The organism is Lentzea aerocolonigenes (assembly GCF_000974445.1).
Classification (GTDB): domain Bacteria; phylum Actinomycetota; class Actinomycetes; order Mycobacteriales; family Pseudonocardiaceae; genus Lentzea; species Lentzea aerocolonigenes.
Genome location: NZ_BBOJ01000015.1, coordinates 134062 through 151791, shown reverse-complemented (window position 1 = coordinate 151791; position 17730 = coordinate 134062). Strand labels below are relative to the sequence as shown.

At 69.4% G+C, this 17730-nt stretch carries 19 protein-coding genes and 1 pseudogene; 10 read left to right on the top strand and 10 right to left on the bottom strand.

Translation table 11 applies throughout. The annotated features are described in order from the left end of the window. Positions 1-116 precede the first annotated feature (116 nt). Positions 117-1403 carry a M20/M25/M40 family metallo-hydrolase gene (locus AOM45_RS28495; protein ID WP_030466057.1) on the top strand — a complete coding sequence of 429 codons (1287 nt, stop codon included), beginning with the start codon at positions 117-119 and terminating at the stop codon, positions 1401-1403. On the opposite strand, the pseudogene AOM45_RS53065 reads toward AOM45_RS28495, so the two are convergent. From AOM45_RS53065 to AOM45_RS28480, 4 genes and pseudogenes are all read right to left on the bottom strand, one after another. Continuing rightward, a pseudogene (locus tag AOM45_RS53065) lies at positions 1395-1553 on the bottom strand (pyridoxamine 5'-phosphate oxidase family protein); the annotation flags it as partial. The gene AOM45_RS28495 and the pseudogene AOM45_RS53065 overlap by 9 nt on opposite strands. A gap of 470 nt (positions 1554-2023) precedes the next feature. Beyond that, positions 2024-2599: a pyridoxamine 5'-phosphate oxidase family protein gene (locus tag AOM45_RS28490; protein ID WP_030466055.1), complete on the bottom strand. Its 576-nt coding sequence runs from the start codon at positions 2597-2599 to the stop codon at positions 2024-2026. 195 nt (positions 2600-2794) lie between these two features. Continuing rightward, positions 2795-3394: a DinB family protein gene (locus tag AOM45_RS28485; protein ID WP_030466054.1), complete on the bottom strand. Its 600-nt coding sequence runs from the start codon at positions 3392-3394 to the stop codon at positions 2795-2797. 5 nt (positions 3395-3399) lie between these two features. After that, positions 3400-4143 (bottom strand): class I SAM-dependent methyltransferase, encoded by a 744-nt coding sequence (locus tag AOM45_RS28480; protein ID WP_051782897.1) that lies wholly within the window; start codon positions 4141-4143, stop codon positions 3400-3402. Between the two features lie 104 nt (positions 4144-4247). On the opposite strand from AOM45_RS28480, the gene AOM45_RS28475 reads away from it, so the two are divergent. Continuing rightward, positions 4248-5903, top strand: a complete 1656-nt coding sequence (locus tag AOM45_RS28475; protein ID WP_030466052.1) for a M14 family metallopeptidase — start codon at positions 4248-4250, stop codon at positions 5901-5903. A 12-nt stretch (positions 5904-5915) separates the two neighbouring features. Here the strand turns inward: AOM45_RS28475 and AOM45_RS28470 are convergent, their stop codons facing one another. Then, complete coding sequence (locus tag AOM45_RS28470; RefSeq protein ID WP_030466051.1) at positions 5916-7127, bottom strand: FAD-dependent monooxygenase; 1212 nt, start codon at positions 7125-7127, stop codon at positions 5916-5918. Between the two features lie 87 nt (positions 7128-7214). Between AOM45_RS28470 and AOM45_RS28465 the strand changes: the two genes are divergently transcribed. From AOM45_RS28465 to AOM45_RS28455, 3 genes are all read left to right on the top strand, one after another. Continuing rightward, positions 7215-7769 carry a TetR/AcrR family transcriptional regulator gene (locus AOM45_RS28465; protein ID WP_030466050.1) on the top strand — a complete coding sequence of 185 codons (555 nt, stop codon included), beginning with the start codon at positions 7215-7217 and terminating at the stop codon, positions 7767-7769. 57 nt (positions 7770-7826) lie between these two features. After that, complete coding sequence (locus AOM45_RS28460) at positions 7827-8285, top strand: hypothetical protein (RefSeq protein ID WP_030466049.1); 459 nt, start codon at positions 7827-7829, stop codon at positions 8283-8285. A gap of 80 nt (positions 8286-8365) precedes the next feature. Then, entirely contained in the window at positions 8366-9130 is a 765-nt protein-coding gene (locus AOM45_RS28455; RefSeq protein WP_030466048.1) for an alpha/beta fold hydrolase, read from the top strand. Here AOM45_RS28455 and AOM45_RS28450 read toward each other — a convergent pair. The 4 genes from AOM45_RS28450 to AOM45_RS28435 all read right to left on the bottom strand — a co-directional run bounded on the left by AOM45_RS28450 (position 9127) and on the right by AOM45_RS28435 (position 12040). Further along, on the bottom strand, positions 9127-9669 hold the full coding sequence (locus AOM45_RS28450; RefSeq protein ID WP_030466047.1) for a TetR/AcrR family transcriptional regulator: 543 nt from the start codon (positions 9667-9669) through the stop codon (positions 9127-9129). The two genes, AOM45_RS28455 and AOM45_RS28450, sit on opposite strands and share 4 nt — an antisense overlap. A gap of 131 nt (positions 9670-9800) precedes the next feature. Next, a complete protein-coding gene (locus AOM45_RS28445; protein ID WP_156093643.1) occupies positions 9801-10199 on the bottom strand; it encodes a hypothetical protein in 399 nt (132 codons plus the stop codon). Positions 10200-10245: 46 nt separating this feature from the next. Beyond that, complete coding sequence (locus AOM45_RS28440) at positions 10246-11034, bottom strand: pentapeptide repeat-containing protein (RefSeq protein WP_030466045.1); 789 nt, start codon at positions 11032-11034, stop codon at positions 10246-10248. Between the two features lie 10 nt (positions 11035-11044). Beyond that, on the bottom strand, positions 11045-12040 hold the full coding sequence (locus AOM45_RS28435) for a LacI family DNA-binding transcriptional regulator (RefSeq protein ID WP_201780080.1): 996 nt from the start codon (positions 12038-12040) through the stop codon (positions 11045-11047). 145 nt (positions 12041-12185) lie between these two features. Between AOM45_RS28435 and AOM45_RS28430 the strand changes: the two genes are divergently transcribed. The 4 genes from AOM45_RS28430 to AOM45_RS28415 are packed head-to-tail and all read left to right on the top strand — an operon-like array spanning position 12186 to position 16774. Continuing rightward, positions 12186-13499, top strand: a complete 1314-nt coding sequence (locus tag AOM45_RS28430) for an ABC transporter substrate-binding protein (protein ID WP_030466043.1) — start codon at positions 12186-12188, stop codon at positions 13497-13499. Beyond that, the gene (locus tag AOM45_RS28425; RefSeq protein ID WP_030466042.1) at positions 13496-14470 is read left to right on the top strand and encodes a carbohydrate ABC transporter permease; all 975 of its coding nucleotides are present in this window, start codon (positions 13496-13498) and stop codon (positions 14468-14470) included. Before AOM45_RS28430 ends, AOM45_RS28425 begins: the two co-directional genes overlap by 4 nt. Further along, the gene (locus AOM45_RS28420; RefSeq protein WP_030466041.1) at positions 14460-15302 is read left to right on the top strand and encodes a carbohydrate ABC transporter permease; all 843 of its coding nucleotides are present in this window, start codon (positions 14460-14462) and stop codon (positions 15300-15302) included. Before AOM45_RS28425 ends, AOM45_RS28420 begins: the two co-directional genes overlap by 11 nt. Continuing rightward, positions 15299-16774: an argininosuccinate lyase gene (locus tag AOM45_RS28415; RefSeq protein WP_030466040.1), complete on the top strand. Its 1476-nt coding sequence runs from the start codon at positions 15299-15301 to the stop codon at positions 16772-16774. Before AOM45_RS28420 ends, AOM45_RS28415 begins: the two co-directional genes overlap by 4 nt. A gap of 15 nt (positions 16775-16789) precedes the next feature. Here AOM45_RS28415 and AOM45_RS28410 read toward each other — a convergent pair whose 3' ends face one another. Then, positions 16790-17029, bottom strand: coding sequence for a hypothetical protein (locus AOM45_RS28410; protein WP_156093642.1), 240 nt, complete (start codon positions 17027-17029; stop codon positions 16790-16792). A gap of 136 nt (positions 17030-17165) precedes the next feature. On the opposite strand from AOM45_RS28410, the gene AOM45_RS28405 reads away from it, so the two are divergent. Next, on the top strand, positions 17166-17624 hold the full coding sequence (locus AOM45_RS28405) for a hypothetical protein (protein ID WP_030466038.1): 459 nt from the start codon (positions 17166-17168) through the stop codon (positions 17622-17624). Positions 17625-17730 lie beyond the last annotated feature (106 nt).

Genomic DNA, 17730 nt, shown 5'->3' with positions numbered 1-17730 from the left:
TGAGCCAGGCACACCGCCGCCCGCGGCCTTCCCGGGCGAGGCCGTCGCCCAGCGCCACGGCCGAAGCGGAACGGGCTGTGACGATTCCACCCGACACGGCCGGATACGGTGGCCTCATGACGCTGGACGTGGCGCAGCTGTGCGCGCAGCTCATCCGTTTCGACACCACCAACCGCGGTGGTGGTGACAGCGCGGGCGAACGGGAGGCCGCCGAGCACGTGGCGGCGATCCTGCACGACAACGGCGTCCCGCCCACGCTGCTCGAACCCGCCCCACGCAGAACCAACGTCCTGGCCCGCGTGCACGGCACCGACCCGACGCTGCCCGCCGTGCTGGTCCAGTCCCACCTCGACGTCGTGCCCGCCGACGCGGCCGAGTGGAGCTTCGACCCGTTCGCCGGCGAGATCCGCGACGGGTTCGTGCACGGCCGCGGCGCCGTGGACATGAAGGACATGGCCGCGATGACGCTGGCCGTCCTCAACCGCTGGCACACCGAAGGCCGCCGGCCGCGCCGCGACGTCGTGCTCGCGTTCGTCGCCGACGAGGAGGACCAGGGCGTGTACGGCGCGCACTGGCTCGTCGACCACCACGCCGCGCACTTCGCCGGCGTCGAGGCCGCGATCAGCGAGTCCGGCGGGTTCTCCTACGACGTCGACGGGGTGCGGCTCTACCCGGTCGGCACCGCCGAGCGCGGCACCTCGCACCTCAAGCTCACCGCCACCGGCCGCGCCGGCCACGGCTCACGGCGCAACCCGCAGAACGCCGTCACCGCGCTGGTCACCTCACTGGCCCGCATCGCCGCGCACCAGCACCCGGTCCAGCTCACCCCGACCGTCGAGGCGTTCCTCGTGGGCGCCGGCAAAGCCCTCGGCGTGGAGGTCGACCTCGACGACGTCGACGGCACCATCGCCCGGCTCGGACCCGCCGCGAAACTCGTCGAGAACACCGTGCGCTGCTCGACCACGCCGACGATGCTGCAGGCCGGCTACAAGGTCAACGTCATCCCCGGCACCGCCACCGCCCAACTCGACGTCCGCACGCTGCCCGGCGCCGTGGACGAGCTCATCGCCACCGTCGACGCGCTGCTCGAGGACGGCGTGACCCGCGAGTTCCTCGAACACCAACCGGCCGTCGAAGCCCCGATCGACACGCCCTGGTTCACCGCGATGGCCGAGGCGCTGCGCGACGAGGACCCCACCGCCACCGTCGTGCCGTACTGCCTGGGAGGCGGCACCGACGCCAAGGCGTTCAGCCAGCTCGGCATCCACTGCTACGGCTTCTCACCGCTGCAGCTGCCCGCGGGGTTCGACTACCGCGCGATGGCCCACGGCGTCGACGAACGCGTCCCCGTCGCGGGCCTGGAGTTCGGCGTGCGCGTCCTGGACCGCTTCCTGTCGAGCTGACCGCTGCGCCGCCAGCTCCTCCACGGCACTGGGCAGCGTGGTCTCGAAGTCGATCAGCTTCGCCCACGTCGGCGTCACCACGATCCGGACCATGCCGTCGTAGAGCGAGCGGACCTCGCGCTCCCACTCCACCCGCTGCTGCGCCGACATCCCCCCGGTTGAGCGGTTGGCGGAGCGGCTTGTACAGTCGTCGCGCCCGGTCGGCGACAAGCACGTCGGCGGGGTCTACCGCCGGGCTGGCGGGATGTCAGGTCTGTGGAGCTCGTGTAAGACCGTGGGCGGTACACCGCCCCTGTGCTGGGTAACCCCTGGCGGCAACGGGCTGTGAAGCAGAAAACTCGACCCGCGAGGGAAGAATCTCCCTGCTTCAGCTGGGAGAGAGGTCAACCGCAGGAACTCCTCCGGGATGCCGTCGACCATGTCCAGCTCGGCGCAGCCGCGGATCAGCAGGATCGGCGGGTGCGACTCGGCGTCGATTGTGAGCGCGACCGCCGGGTTCGCCCGCAGCTCCTCGCTCCACGCCGGGTCAGCACCCCGGTGATCTCGTTCTGCCGCATCGTCGTCACGTCTGGGGGACGAAGCCGGCACGACGTTCTCGACATCGACCGGCCAAGATCTTTTCAGCGGGGCGGCAACGGCAGCGGAACCGCGGGCAGACCGTCGATGCTCGCGATGTTGTACGGCTTCTTGTTCGTGTACTCGCGGAACTCCTCGTCGGTCTTGCGCCCGAAGTAGTCCGCGTGCAACTCCCGCTCGGTGCGGTAGTCCATGAACGGCACCGCGAACCCGCACGAGTCGCTGATCAGCTCCGCGGTCACGACGATCACCGCCCGCAGCGCGGGCCCGTCCGCCTCACCGAACCCCGCCACCAGCTCCGCGAACCGCGGATCGTCGCGGAACACGGGCTCACCACTGCCGTGGACCCGCAGGATGGTCGGCGGCCCCTCGAACGCGCACCACATCAACGTGATGCGCCCGTTCTCCCGCAGATGCGCGATCGTCTCGGCGTGGCTGCCGCCGAAGTCGAGGTAGGCCACCGTCCGGTCGTCGAGAATCCGCAGCGTGCCCTGCCGCCCCTTGGGCGAGAGGTTGATGTGCCCGTCCCCGGACAGCGGAGCGCTGGCCACGAAGAACACCTTCTGGCTCTCGATGAACTCCCACAGCCGCGGCTCGATGCGCTCGTATTCCTTACCCATGATCCGCAGTATCGATGCCGCCGCCGCCCCTGTCAGCCACGATTCCCAGCTCCTGAACGCCGCACGGCCTCCGATCTGTGGCCGATCCCGTGTCCCGCGTCTCCGCTGCGTCCTCATCGGCGCGGACGGGGTGCACTCGAACGTGCGGCGGCTGGTGTTCGGGGAGGTCGCCAAGACGTTCGTGCGAGCCGCTGCCTACCGATTCCCCGCCTTCGCGCGGTCCGCCGCCTCCCGCGCGGCCTTCTCCACCCTGTCCCGGTACGCGGCCCAGTCCAGCTCCGGCAGGTTCGAGTTCCCGGCCCGCAGCCCCGCCTCCCCGTCCAGGCCCTCACGCAGGATGTCCGCGTGGCCGGCGTGCCGGTTCGTCTCCGCGATCAGGTGCACCAGCAGCACGTGCAGCGTCACGTACTTGCGCTCCTCCGGCCACCACGGCACCACACCCGGCGCATCCAGCGGCAGCTCGGAGATCACGGCGTCGGAGAACGACGCCACCCTGGCGTAGAGCGACAGGACGTCCTCACGCGTCTCGTCCGCGGTGGCGTACATGTCCGCGTTCGGGTTGTTGTCCTCGTCCTCCAGCCACGGCAGCGTCTCGGGGAACGGGCGGCCCATGCACGCACCGAAGTAGCCCTGCTCGCAGCTCGCCAGGTGCTTGATCAGCCCCAACAGGTTCGTGCCCGTCGGGGTCAGCGGCCGCCGCGCGTCGTACTCCGACAAACCGTCGATCTTCCAGAGCACGGTCTCCCTGGCGGCTTTGAGATAACGGTGCAGGTCGGCTTTCGGGTCTGAGGCCATGCCGGTCAGCCTTGCAGAGAGCGGCCCGCGCCGACCGCGATTTTCTCCAGCACCAGCAGATCCAGATGATCGACGACCGGACCGGTCTCCACCGCGGCGGCCTCGAGCAACCGCGCACGGCCCGCCGCGAACTCCGAAGCCGACAGCGACCTCAGCAGCGTGTCGGCCTCCTGCCGCAGCGTGGCAGCCTTGTCCGCCAACGACGACGCGCTGACCTGAGGTACCGCCTCCAGCCGCGACACCGCGAACCCCGTGCCGGACGCCACCTCGGCAACGGTGGGGAACCCGGACAACGCGCGCACCGCCTCCGGGAAGAAGCGGAACAAGCCGATGCCCGAGTGCCGTTCGCGGAACAACGACCGCAACACCACCACTCCGCCCGGACGCAGCACCCGCCGCAGCTCCGCGCCCGCGGCGGGCAGGTCGCGCACGTGGTGCACCACCGTCGACATCCACACCACGTCCACCGACGCGTCCGGCAGCGGGATCTCGTACGCCGAACCGTCCAGCATCGGCAGCCCCGACGCCGCGCGCATGTCCGCCGACGGCTCCACCGCCACCACCGGCACGTCCGGGAACCACTCCCGGAACGCCCGCACGAACAACCCCGTGCCCGCCCCCAGGTCCAGCACCGTCCTGCCCGGCAGCAGGTACGGCTGAAGGACCTCCCGCCACGCCCGCAGCCCGGTCAGCGAGATCTCCCGGGCCACCCGGTACGAGGCGGCCTCGGCGGCGTCGTAACGCGTCATCCCACCAGGTAACCCCATACGTATGGCGGGATGACAGTGAGCCTTAACACGGACTACACAGAGCACAGCCATGTCCCTGCCGTGGTCCGAAAGGGTTGCCCTGCATGCGAAAGACTCATCTCAGACCCCTGATCGGGGTCACCGTCGCCGCGAGCGTCGTGTTCGCGATGGGAGGCGTGCCCACCGGCGCTGCTCCCAGCGCTCAGGAGACGTCGACGAACTACCAGGTCAGCAACGTGCGTTCCGCTGAACAGCGTTCGAAGCTGGCCAAGTCCGGTGCCGCCATCGACTCGGTCGAGGAGCACGGCATCGTCGTGATCACCGCGACCGAGCGCGAGGTCCGCAACCTCAAGGCTCAGGGCTTCGACGTCGCCGAGCTGCCCAAGCGGATGGAGGCCAACGCGGAGGTCGGGCCGTTCGACTTCCCCGCCGCGGACTCGAACTACCACAACTACGCGGAGATGACCGCCGAGATCAACGCGGCGGTCGCGGCCTACCCGAACATCCTGAGCAAGCAGGTCATCGGCAAGTCGTACGAGAACCGCGACATCATCGCGCTCAAGATCAGCGACAACGTCGGCGTCGACGAGGACGAGCCGGAGGTGCTGTTCACGCACCACCAGCACGCCCGCGAGCACCTCACCGTCGAGATGGCGCTGTACCTGGTCAAGGAGTTCACCACCAAGTACGGCTCCGAAGCGCGTCTCACGGACCTCGTGAACACCCGCGAGATCTGGATCGTCCCGGACGTCAACCCCGACGGCGGCGAGTACGACATCGCGACCGGCACCTACCGGTCGTGGCGCAAGAACCGGCAGCCCAACGCCGGTTCCAGCAACGTCGGCACCGACCTCAACCGCAACTGGGACTACAAGTGGGGCTGCTGCGGCGGTTCCTCTGGCAGCACCGGCAGTGAGACCTACCGCGGCCCGAGCGCGGCGTCCGCGCCCGAGGTCAAGGTCGTGTCCGACTTCGTGCGCGGCCGCAACGTCGGTGGCAAGCAGCAGATCACCGCGTCCATCGACTTCCACACCTACAGCGAGCTCATCCTGTGGCCGTGGGGCTGGACCTACGACGACGTCGCACCGGGCCTGACCCAGGACCAGCGCGACACGTTCGCCAAGATCGGCCAGGACATGGCCGCCACCAACAACTACACGCCCGAGCAGTCCAGCGACCTCTACATCACCGACGGGTCGATCCCTGACTGGCTGTGGGGCACGCAGGGCATCTTCGCCTACACCTTCGAGATGTACCCCGGCAGCTCCGGTGGCGGCGGCTTCTACCCGCCCGACGAGGTGATCCCCGCACAGACCTCCCGCAACAAGGAGGCCGTGCTGCAGCTGCTCGAACGCGCCGACTGCCCGTACGAGGCGATCGGCAAGGAGGGGCAGTACTGCGGTGTCACCCCGCCGCCGGGCAAGTACTTCGAGAACACCACGGACTTCCAGATCGCGGACAACAGCACCATCAACTCCCCGATCGCGGTGTCCGGGGTGGCGGGCAACGCCCCGTCGACCCTCAAGGTCGCCGTGGACATCAAGCACACCTACCAGGGTGACCTGAAGGTCGACCTGGTCGCCCCGGACGGCACCGTCTACACCGTGCACAACCGCTCCGGCGGCGGCACGGACAACATCAACACCACCTACACCGTCAACGCCTCCAGCGAGGTCGCCAACGGCACCTGGCAGCTGCGGGTCAACGACAACGCCGCCCAGGACACCGGGTTCCTCGACAAGTGGAGCCTGCAGTTCTGATCGGCTGAGCCGTCAGGGCGCCGGTACGCCGGCGCCCTGACGCTCGTAGTCCTTGACGTCCATCGAGTCGTGCAGCCGGATGCCTTTCGAGTTCAGCTTCGCCAGCGGCCGCACCAGCCACGACGGCAACGACGTCATCAGCTGCATGCCCCGCGTCAGCGCCGTCACGCCCAGACGGGTCGTGGGGATCAGCGTCTTCGCCACCCCCAGCGCGAACGCTCTGCTGGCGTGCACCAGCTCCCGCATCTCGTTCTCGTAGCGCGCGAACGCCGCCTCGTGGTCCCCGCCCGCCGCCAGCTCACCGGCCAGCACGTAGGCGCCCAGCACCGCGAGGCTCGTGCTCCCGCCGATCGCCGGGCCGGGGCAGTAGGCCGCGTCGCCGACCAGCGCCACCCGCCCGCGTGACCAGGTGTCCTCCCGCAGCTGCGTGATCGAGTCGAAGTAGAACACCCGGTCGCTGTCGAGGTAGGTCATCCACTCGTCGACCTGCGGGTGCAGCCCGGCGAACGCCTCGCGCAGCAGCTGCTTCTGCCGCGGCACGTCCCGGTGGTGGTACTCGAGTTCGGGCGAGCGGAACAGGAACACCGCCCGCGCGTCGTCGATGTGCCGCGCCCCGTACACCTGCGCACTGCGGCCGGGCCCGATGTGCCCGCTCATCGCTCCCGGCACACCCAGCTCCCGCGGCACCGACAACACCGCCAGATACGCGCCCACGAACGTCTTCTCGACCTCCCCGAACACCAGCCGCCGCACGTTCGAGTGCAACCCGTCCGCGCCGATGACCAGGTCGAACCGCCGCGGCGCACCGACCTCGAACGTCACGTCGCCGTCCTGTCCGATCGAGGTGATCGAGTCGCCGAACACGTACTCGACGTCGGCGCGCCCGGCGTCGTAGTAGATCTCGCTCAGGTCGTCGCGCATGACCTCGACGTGCCGGTCCGACGCGGCCGCGAAGATCTTCGTGACGTCACCGGTGATCGGCTTGCTCGTCCCCTCGCGCAGGAACGACAGCCGCTGCGTGCCGGTGGCCAGCGACTCGATGCGCGGCAGCACGCCCATCTTCTCCGAGATGTCCATCGCCGGTTTGAACAGGTCCACCGCGTGCCCGCCGGTCTTGCGCAGCACCGGGGAGCGCTCCACCACCGTCACCTCGTGCCCGTGCCGGGTCAGCCAGTAGGCGAGCACCGGGCCCGCGATGCTGGCTCCCGAGACCAGAATCCGCACCTGAAATCCCCCTTACTTAACGGTCGGTAAGTGACCTGGTGGCGAGCCTACACCCGCCCTTACCGACTGTTAAGTAAGATTCGGCGCGTGGCCCGACAGTCCGACACCAAGCAGCGGATCCTGCAGACCGCGCGCGAGCTGTTCGCAACCAAGGGCGTGCAGCAGACGAGCCTGCAGGAGATCGCCGACCGCCTCGGCATCACCAAACCCGCGCTCTACTACCACTTCTCCTCACGCGAGGACCTCGTCCGCAGCATCGTCACACCGTTGCTCGACGACAGCGAGGCGTTCATCGGGCGCATGGAGGCACGGGACGTCCTGCCGCCGGCCGTCGAGATCATCGAGGGCTTCTTCGACTTCCACCACCGCCACCGCGGCGACGTGCTCCTCATCCTCACCTCGATGACCACGCTCGCCGAGCTGGGCGTCATCGACGTCGTGCTGTCCTGGCGCGCCCGCCTCACCCGGCTCGTGTACGGCCCGGCGCCCACCCTCGAACAGGAAACCCGCGCGGTGCTGGCCTTCGGCGGCATCCAGGACGTCACGATGCAGTTCCCCGACGCACCCGTCGACGAGCTGCGGGCCGCGACCGTCCGGGCGGCGCTGGACACGCTCGCCCTGGATGTCAGGCCACTCTCCTAGGATCGAAATCGGGGGAACCCGGCGACAGTCGTGTGTGTGGTGCGAGACCATCAGACTGTGCGCCTCCACCACGCCTGGGTGCTGCCACTGACGCCCGTCGCCGTCGTCGTGCTCATCGCGGCGACCCTGATCCCCGTCACCGCAACCGGCGAAGACGATCGCCCGTGGCTGTTCGGCCTCCTGATCACGGCCGCGCTCCTGGCCGCCGCGGTCGCCACCGCCGCCGGACGTCTCACCGGCGAACCCGCCGGACGGCCGTGGATGATCGCCGCGGCGACCGGACTTCTCACTGCCGCAACACCGTTCGCGGTCAGCGGCCTGCTCGGCGGACCCACCGCCGCGCTGATCGCCCTACCGTGGCTGATCTTCGGACTGGCCGCCGCGTACTGGCAGCTGCAGCTGTGCGAGGGAGCGCGTTCACGCCCGCTGCACGCCACCATAGGATTCAGCCACACCTTCGTGTTCACCGCCGCGACACTGTTCTTCGCAGTCGTCTCGGCACGGCTCGTCGACTAGTGAGAATCCGGTCTCGAAACCGCTCTCACTTCACGGGCACGCGGGGTAGGGTCCGGACACCGAGTCACGCGGGGAGAGAAATGCGCGCCGTCGAGATCAGACCTGGGGTCCGGATCCGCTGGGTCGAAGTACCGGGCGCCTCGCCCGCCCGCGTCTACCTGCACGGCCTCGGCGCCTCCTCGGCGCCCTACTACGCGGAAGCCGTCGCGCACCCGCTGCTCACCGGCCGCCGCAGCCTCATGATGGACCTGCTCGGGTTCGGCATCAGCGACCGGCCCAGCGGTTTCGCCTACTCGCTGGAGGGCCACGCCGACGCCCTCGCCGTCGCGCTGGCCAAGATCGGCCTGCGGCGCAGCGAGATCATCGGCCACAGCATGGGCGGCGCCGTCGCCATCGTGCTCGCCGCGCGCCACCCCGAGATGGTGCGCTCGCTCGTCCTCGTCGACCCCGACATCGACCCCACCACGCCCGCGCTCGGCGCTCCGGGCAGCCGGGGCATCGCCGCCTACGGCGAAGCGGACTTCCTCAGCCACGGTTTCGAGCGCGTGCTGCGCGACGTCGGCCCGCACTGGGCCGCCACCATGCGCATGGCCGGCCACGAAGCCCTGTACCGCAGCGCCGTCGACCTCGTCCGCGGCACCTCGCCGACCATGCGGAAGCTGTTGCTGGAACTGGAGATCCCGCGCGTCCTGCTGCACCCCGAGGACGCACCGCCCACCGGCGGCCGCGAGCTCGCCTCGGCCGGCGTCCAGCTCGTCTCCGTCCCGCACACCGGCCACAACATCATGATCGACAACGTCGAGGGCTTCGCCCGCGCGGTCGCCCAGCAGCGCCTGTCGGTCTAACCGAGCTCACGGCCGATCGCGCCGGCCAGCAGCTCCCGCGCGCGCTCGGGCGTCAGCGACCCGCTGTGCCAGCGTTCGCTCAAGCCCTCGACGAGCGCGGTGAGGCGTTCGGCGGCCGCGAGCGCGTCGAGACCGGGATTCGCTTGCCGGACAAGGGCCGCGACGTCGGCGTTCCACGCGTTGGTGGTCGCGAGCAACGTCGGGCGCAGCTCCTCGTGGAACGCCGCGCTCGCCCGCAGCTCACCCCACACCACGCTGGTCTCCCGCACGACGCCGGTGTCCTGCAGCTCGCCCAGCAGCATCTGCTCCAGCCGCGTGCGAGGGTCGTCCGACGTCGTGCCGGCGCAGGTCTGCGCGCGGTGGTTCGCGTGCTCCAGCGCGGCCCGCAGAATCCCGGCGCGGTCCTTGAAGTGGTAGTAGATCAACGCCGTCGACACCCCGGCCTCGGCCGCGAGTTTCTCGACGCGCAGCCCGCGCACACCGTCCTGGGCGATCACGCGAACGGCAGCCTCGAGCATCCGGATCCTGCGCTCCGACACGAAGTCCTCACCGTGTAGTTCTTGGGTTAGTTGTCATCGGGAGTGCTGCTGGGGCGTGCGGTGGATGCGGTCACCGCCCGCGGCGATCGCGTCGATTCCGATCTGCGCCGTCGCGGGCGTGACTGACGTGGTCAGCACTTCCTGGTGGTGGAGGAGCTCCAGCCGTCCTCGCCGAGCGCGCGCGTGCACCGGTCGATCGTGGACGTCGCCTTGGACCACGCCTCGCGGTCGTTGAGGCCGCCGCCGTCCTTGCCGTGGGCCCTGCCGTCGTCGGTCGTGACGGCGACGGTGACGTGGAAGAGGGTGTGCCGCGAGGCCCAGTCGGCCCAGACGAAGACGTATCCCCAGTTCTTGCCGCAGCGCGCGAACTGCTTGACGCTCGCCGCCGTGGTGTCGTCGGCGAACTTCACGCGCGCGGTGGACCCGATCTGCTGCGCCGACGCGCACCCCGGCGGCGTCTCGGCGTGCGCGACGCCAGGAGCCAGCAGGCCCACCAGCACGCCGACGATGACCAGTAGTGCCTTCCTCATGATCAGCACTCTGACAGCGGGCGCTGACACCGCCCTGACAAGCGGGTCAGCGCCGCCGCGCGGGAACCTCTGTCCAGTGCGCCGGACGCGACAGCGCGGCCGGCAGCTTCGTCCGCGCGTTGCCACGTGCGGCGTTGACCTGCGGCTGCGTGAGGAACAGGCAGGTGCTCAGGTCCGCACCCGACAGGTCCGCGCCGCGCAGATCAGCACCGATCATGTCCGCCCGCGACAGGTCGGCGTTCGTGAGGTCGGCGCCGATCAGGTAGGCACCGCGGAAATCCGCGCTGCTCAGGTTCTTGTTGCGCAGGCGCGCGCCGATCAGGTCCGCGCCCCGGTAGGACTTCGCACTGCTGCGCAGCCGTTCGCTGGTGCGCAACAGCAACACGTTCACCTTCGCCCGGATCTCCGCCACGTCCAGCCGCAGGATGGCGTCCGGGTCGGCCTTCGTGTGCCGCTCGACCTCGCCGTAGGCCGCGCCGAGGTCGTCGTGCGGGTCGAGCCGCCGCGCTTCGGCCAGGTACCACAGCAGCTCGTGCAACTGCCGGACCACCGGAAACACCGCGAACATCTTCTGCCGCTCACCCGTGCGCCAGTCGACGCCGCGGAACACCGTCTGCGACACCCGCTGCCCGGCACCGAAGCAGTCGTAGACCGTGCAGCCGGGATAACCCTTCTGCCGCAACTGGTCGTGAATCCCGCACCGGTGGTCGGCCAGCAGGTTGCGGCACGGCGTGCCGGCGTCCTTGGTGGCCGCGAAGTCGGCGGACTTCGCGAACGGCAGTGCGACGCAGCACAACCCGAAACAGTTGGCGCAGTCGCCTTTCAGCTCGTCCATCGCGATCAGCCTACTGCGCCGCACCGACCGGGATCTCGCCTGTTCCGCGCCGGACGACCGTGCTGGGCAGGGTGACGGTGCGGGCAGGACGGGCGGGGTCGCTGATCCGCTCGATGGCGAGCCTGGCCGCGTGCCGGCCGATCTCCTGCGGATCCCGCACGATCGCCGACACCCCGAGACCGATCGACAGGTCGTGCTCGTCCAGCGCGATGAACGCGTACCGCCGCTGCCCGGCGATGCGGTCGAGCAGGACTCCGGTGCTGATCCCGAGGTTGAGGGCGAGCACGGCCGTCGGCGGCGCGGGCAGCGCCGCCAGACCGGCCATCGCGGCCCGTGCCTGCCCGGAACTCGTCAGACCCGCGACCACGAGGCCGGCGTCCGCGGTGACACCCCGCCGGGCCAGGCCCGCGTGGAAACCGGCCAGCCGCTGTTGCGCGCGAAACGAGTCCGGACGACCCGCCAGCACGGCGATCCGCGTGTGCCCCAGATCCACCAGGCCCGCCACGGCCTCCTCGACGGCGCGGTCGTCGTCGGTCATCACCACGTCCGCGGCGAGGCCGTTCGCCGGACGGCCGACGAGCACCACCGGCGTGCCGAAGAGGTGCTCCGGCGCGAGAAAACCCCGCTCGTCACCGTCGGGCATCATCATCAGGGCGCTGACCCGGCGGTCCACCATCGCCCGCGCCAGCTCCGGTTCCCGGGCCGGATCGTCCTCGGTGGAACCGATGAGCAGCTGCAGGCCGGCGCCGCGCAGCTCCCGTTCGGCGCCCGCGGCGACGCCGGCCTGGAACAGGTTCGTGAACCCCGCCGTCACCAGACCGACAGCGCCCGCCGGACGCCCGTGCCGCAGCTCGCGAGCCATCGGATTCGGCGTGTACCCCAGGCGCTTGACGGCGTCCATGACGCGAGTGCGGGTCTCCGGAACGACACGAGGTGAGTTCTGCAGGACGCGGGTCACCGTCGCGGTGCTCACCCCGGCTTCCTTCGCCACCTCGCGCAGAGTCACCCGCTGATGATCGAACTCGCTCAACCCGTACCGCCCTCCCGCGCGCGTTACGCCTGTCGTCTCCGAATGTAAACGTTGACATGGTCAGAAGTCATATCCACAATCGCCCATGTTGACGTTTACATGCAGGTGAAGGAGAGATGACATGGGCGCACGGCTCCTGGCGGTGATCGTGGCGGCTGCTTCCGCGGCGGCCGCTCTGACAGGCTGCCAAGCCGGCGGCGGTGACAACGCGAACCCGAAGGTGCTCACCTACTGGGCCTCGCAGCAGTCGCCGAGCCTGGACAGGGACAAGCAGATCCTGGAGCCCGAACTGCGCCGCTTCACCGAGCGCACCGGGATCAAGGTCGAGCTGGAGGTCATCCCCTTCACCGACCTGCTCAAGCGCATCCTCACCGCGACCACGAGCGGCAAGGGACCGGACCTGGTCAACCTGGGCAACACCTGGACGCCGTCCCTGCAGGCCACCGGCGCGCTGCTGGAGTGGGACGGCGCGATGATGGCCAAGATCGGCGGCGCGGACCGGTTCGAGAAGGTCGCGCTCAAGACGACGAGCGCGGAGGGGACCACACCGGTCGCCGTCCCGCTGTACACGAAGGTGTTCCAGCTCTACTACAACAAGAAGCTCTTCTCCGAAGCCGGGGTGAGCCGCCCTCCCGCCACCTGGGCCGAGCTCGTCGACGCCGGCAAGCAGCTGACCAGGGACACCACCGGGGACGGCAAACCCGACCAGTGGGGCCTGGGCCTGCGCGGCCAGGCCTACACCACCGCGCTGCACTACGCCTACATCCTCGGCTCGGCCCGCGGAGCGCGGTACTTCACCGGCGGCAAACCCGCGTTCGACTCCGCCGAGGCCGTCAGCGGGATCGAGCAGTACCTGTCCTGGATGGGCAAGGACAGGATCGTGAACCCGTCCGACGCCGAGAACGCCGACTGGGCCGACGTGTACGAGGCGTTCTCCAAGGACCGCGTGGCCATGATGCTCGTCCAGACCCTGGGGCAGACGCTGAAGGACTACGGCCTGTCCGAGGACCGCTACGGCGTCGCGCCCGTGCCCGCGGTCACGCCGGGAGGCAAGGACGTGGCGTCGTTCCTGGGCGGCACCAACGTGGCGATCTTCAAGAACACCGACAACCTCGACGGCGCCACCGAACTGGTCCGCTTCCTCACCAGCGTCGGCGAGCAGACCGTCCTCAACACCGCCTACGGCACCATCCCGCCCGTCAAGGACGCGGGCGACGCCGCGTTCCAGACCGACGAGGCGAAGGTCGCCCGCCAGACCATGGCCGATCGCGCGATCCCGTTGCCCCGCGTGGCGCAGGAGGCGCAGTTCGAGACGCTTTTGGGCAACGCGGTCACGTCCTGGCTGGCCGCCACCGCCACCGGCAAACAGCCCAGCGCCGAGCAGATCCGGTCCGAGCTCGCGTCGCTCTCGCAGAGGGTGGCGTCGGGCGGATGAGCATCAGGACCGACGTGAAACCGGAGACCCGCCGTCCCCCGACGGTCTCCGCCACTGCCCCGGCACCACGCCGCCGCCGGACGTGGACCCCGTACCTGTTCCTGCTGCCCGCGCTCGCGCTGGAACTCGTCGTCCACTTCGGACCGATGCTCGCGGGCCTGGTGATGAGCCTGCTCAAGCTCACCCAGTACCAGCTGGCGCGGTGGTGGGAGGCCCCCTGGACCGGGTTCGGCAACTTCGAGGTCGTGCTGGACGTCGACCAGCCGGTCGGCGCGTCGCTGCTCAGCTCGTTCCTGATCACCCTCGCCTTCACCGTCATCGTCATCGCGGCCTCGTGGGTGATGGGAACGGCGGCGGCGGTGTCGCTGCAGAACGCGAGGGTCGGACGAGGTGTGCTGCGCACGCTGTTCCTCGTCCCGTACGCGCTGCCCGCGTTCGCGGCGGTGATCACCTGGCGGTTCCTGTTCCAGCGCGACAACGGGATGGTCAACCACGTGCTGGTCGACCAGCTGGGCGTCCTCGACGAGAACGCGTTCTTCCTGCTGGGTTCCAACGCGTTCTGGGCGCAGTGCGTGGTGGCGGTCTGGCGGCTGTGGCCGTTCGCGTTCCTGATGCTGATGGCCGGTCTCCAGTCGATCCCCGGCGAGCTCTACGAGGCCGGCACGCTCGACGGCGCGGGCCCGTGGCGCCAGTTCCGCGAGATCACCCTCCCGTTGCTGGCACCGGTGAACCAGGTGCTGGTCCTGGTGATGTTCCTGTGGACGTTCAAGGAGTTCGAGACCCCGTTCGTGCTGTTCGGCGGCAGTGCGCCCGAACAGGCACGGCTGATCAACGTCGAGATCTACCAGAACTCGTTCGTGACGTGGAACTTCGGTCTCGGTGCCGCGATGAGCGCCGTGCTGCTGCTGTTCCTGCTGCTGGTGACCGGCGTCTACCTGCTCGCCACGAGGAGGAAAGTCCATGAGGCATGAGACCTCCGGCTACCGGATCTTCCGCTGGAGCACCCTGACCGTGCTGACGATCTTCGTCTGCGCCCCGCTGTTCGTCATGGCGAGCACCGCGGTCAAACCGCTCAACCAGGTGCAGAGCGACTTCACCTGGCTCCCGGCCGAACCCACGCTCGCACCGTTCGTCGACATGTGGTCCACCGTGCCGCTCGCGCAGTACTTCGCCAACTCGATCATCGTCGCCGGCGCCACCACGGTCGCGTCGGTGACGGTCGCGATCCTGGCCGCGTACGCCATCAGCAGGTGGCGGTTCCGGGGCCGCGAGGCGTTCCGGCTGGCCGTGCTGTCCACCCAGATGTTCCCCGGCATCCTCTTCCTGCTGCCGCTGTTCCTGCTGTTCGTGCTGGTGGACCGGTACACCGGCCTCGGCCTGGTCGGCAGCCGCACCGGCCTGACGATCACGTACCTGACGTTCTCGCTGCCGTTCGCGATCTGGATGCTTGTCGGCTACTTCCAGACCATCCCCCGCGAGCTCGACGAGGCCGCGAAGATCGACGGAGCCGGACCGCTGCGGTTGCTCGTGGGCATCCTCGTACCGGCGGCCAGGCCCGCCATCGTCGCGGTGTCGATCTTCTCGTTCATGGTGGCGTGGGGCGAGGTGCTCTTCGCCTCCGTGCTCACCGACGAGCGCACCCGCACGGTGGCGGTGGGGCTGCAGGCCTACGCCAGCGAGTCGAACGTCTACTGGAACCAGGTGATGGCGGCCTCGCTGGTCGTGTCCGCCCCCGTCGTCGTGGCGTTCCTGCTGCTGCAACGACACATCGCCTCAGGAATGACCGCGGGAGCCGTGAAGTGACCTTGACCGATGGCAGGCTGGGCGCACGCCCGGCCCGATCGCTGGTGGACCACGTCAACGCCGTGGAACTGACCGACGAGCTCGACGCCGTGCGCGAGTTCGTGCTCATCGACCTGGCCCACGCCCTCATGCTCACCCAGCAGGGCATCTTCACCCGCCACCACGGCCGATCCGTCGTGGCGGCACTGCTCAAGCTGCTCGACCACGACCCGCGCACCCTGCTGGCGTCCGACCCGGAGATCGGCACGATCACGTTGCAGCTGGAGCGCTACCTGCACGACGAGTGCGGCCCGGCCGGGCTCGACATCCAGCGCGCCCGCAGCCGCATCGACCAGAAGGCCACCGGTGTGCGCATGGCCGACCGCCGCGCGCTGCTGGAGGTCGTGACCGAACTGCTGCGCCTGGCCGAGACCCTGCTCGAGTGCGCGGACAGCTACGACCAGGTGATCGTGCCCGGCTACACCCACCTCCAGCACGCCCAGCCGACGTCGCTGGGCCACTACCTCAACGCCCACTACTGGACCACGTCGAGGAACCTCACCCGGCTGCTGCAACTGCACGAGCGTCTCAACGAGTGCCCGCTGGGCGGTGCGGCGTACAGCGGCACGGCCTGGCCGATCGACCGGGACGCGACCGCCACTTACCTGGGGTTCGCCCGCCCGGTGCGCAACGCCCGCGACGCCGGGCTGGCCTCGATGGACACGTCCGCGGAGCTGGCGGGCGTCCTCGGGCTGGTGCTGTCCGGCCTGAGCAGGTGCGCGTCGGACCTGTACTACTGGTCGTCCTCCGAGATCGGAGCGGTGCGCCTGCACCCGTCGCTGTGCGGAACGTCGAGCATGATGCCCCAGAAGCGCAACCCCATCGTCCTGGAACGCATCCGCGGCCTGGCGGGCGACGCGGCCGGGTGGGGCGCGAGCAGGCTGGGGCTGCTGCACTTCGCCACGTCCACCGACGCCGACCAGGGCTACGTCCACAACCGGATGCCCGAGTACTGCCGGGAAACCGCGGGCGCGGCAGGTCTGCTGCGGGAGGTGCTCGCCACGCTCAAGGTCGACGTCGAGCGGCTCGAGTCCTCGGCGGGGCGTCACTGGTCGACGGCGAGCGCGCTCGCCGACGACCTCGTGAGCACCCGCGACCTCAGCTTCCGCGCCGCCCACGAGGTGGTCGCCAGGTTCATCGCCGCACACGAGGCGGCCGGTGAACCGGACGGTGCCGTGCGACCCGAACTCGCCGAGGAACCGTTGCGGCAGTACTCCGCGGCGCGGCTTTCGTCCGTCCTCGACGCGCGGTCGTTCGTGGAGAGCAGGACCAGCGCGGGAGGCACGTCCACCGCCCGCCTGCGAGAACTCGCCGCCGAGGCCGCGGACGACCTCGACGGGCACCGGTCCAGGGTGAACGCCCAGCTCAAGGGCATCGACCAGGCGACGCGCCGACTCCTCGCCGACGCCAGGGCACTGGTGGCCAGCGACTGAGGTGTCGCGGGCGGCTCATTTCGGTGTCGCCGCCCGCAACGCCCGCGGCTCAGTCATCAGCTCGTCCAACTGCCTCTCGGCACGCTCGGCACGGGTCACCGTCTGGGCCCGCGCGTCCTCCACCACGCCCAGGGCCTGACGCACCGTCGCGAGCTGCTCGACGCCCTCCTGCTCGGCCTGCGCAAGCCGCACCTCGAACGGCCGCCAGTCGCGCAGGCGCGCGCCGATCAGATCCGCCCTGGTACGACATCGCACTGCCGCCCAGCCGTTCACTGGTGCGCAACAGCGGGGAATTGCTTTCCGGAATTCCACCTCACCGAATGCGCGCGTAACACCACGGGAGTTCGCGACGACTTCCGCACGGACCGACTATCCGGAAGAGGTGGGGCGAATGCCGTCGACGCGTACGACCGAAGGACTGTGGAGGAAGATCCCTTACACCACGAAGGACAAACTGCGCGCCATTTCGTTCGACCAGGACAAACTCGACGTGAAGTTCAGCGGCAACGGCGCCTGGGTCTACCTGGAGGGCATGGAGGTCACGCTCGGCAAGGAGGTCTTCGGCGCCCACATCACCATCACCAAGTCACCGGTCGGTGACCTGCGCACGGACAGCGACCCGTGGACCCTGTGCCACCTCACCCTGCAACGCGCCCACAACAACCACGTCTTCTACAAGTACGACCCGGAAACAGAGACGTTCAAGACGACCAGTGAGGTCATCGACCCCGACGGCAAGCACCGCGCGGCCAAAGACCACTTCCGAATCGAGGAGTCCCAGATCAACGACTCGAAACTCGTTTCGGCCGTCAAGGACGACATGGTCCAGATCTTCGTGAACATCATCTGATTCTTCTTTTCCCGGCACCTGCCTGAACCCATTGCCCCGGACGGCTCAACGAATTCGCCGACTTCGTCCGGGTATTTCCGCGCGCCGCGTTCACCTGCGGCTGCAT

Coding starts and splice junctions, on each gene's coding strand:
- AOM45_RS28485 (WP_030466054.1), bottom strand. CDS start 3,394: ATGGCCTCAGACCCGAAAGCCGACCTGCACCGTTATCTCAAAGCCGCC.
- AOM45_RS28430 (WP_030466043.1), top strand. CDS start 12,186: ATGGGCGCACGGCTCCTGGCGGTGATCGTGGCGGCTGCTTCCGCGGCG.
- AOM45_RS28475 (WP_030466052.1), top strand. CDS start 4,248: ATGCGAAAGACTCATCTCAGACCCCTGATCGGGGTCACCGTCGCCGCG.
- AOM45_RS28440 (WP_030466045.1), bottom strand. CDS start 11,034: ATGGACGAGCTGAAAGGCGACTGCGCCAACTGTTTCGGGTTGTGCTGC.
- AOM45_RS28445 (WP_156093643.1), bottom strand. CDS start 10,199: ATGAGGAAGGCACTACTGGTCATCGTCGGCGTGCTGGTGGGCCTGCTG.
- AOM45_RS28425 (WP_030466042.1), top strand. CDS start 13,496: ATGAGCATCAGGACCGACGTGAAACCGGAGACCCGCCGTCCCCCGACG.
- AOM45_RS28480 (WP_051782897.1), bottom strand. CDS start 4,143: ATGACGCGTTACGACGCCGCCGAGGCCGCCTCGTACCGGGTGGCCCGG.
- AOM45_RS28405 (WP_030466038.1), top strand. CDS start 17,166: ATGCCGTCGACGCGTACGACCGAAGGACTGTGGAGGAAGATCCCTTAC.
- AOM45_RS28490 (WP_030466055.1), bottom strand. CDS start 2,599: ATGGGTAAGGAATACGAGCGCATCGAGCCGCGGCTGTGGGAGTTCATC.
- AOM45_RS28455 (WP_030466048.1), top strand. CDS start 8,366: ATGCGCGCCGTCGAGATCAGACCTGGGGTCCGGATCCGCTGGGTCGAA.
- AOM45_RS28495 (WP_030466057.1), top strand. CDS start 117: ATGACGCTGGACGTGGCGCAGCTGTGCGCGCAGCTCATCCGTTTCGAC.
- AOM45_RS28420 (WP_030466041.1), top strand. CDS start 14,460: ATGAGGCATGAGACCTCCGGCTACCGGATCTTCCGCTGGAGCACCCTG.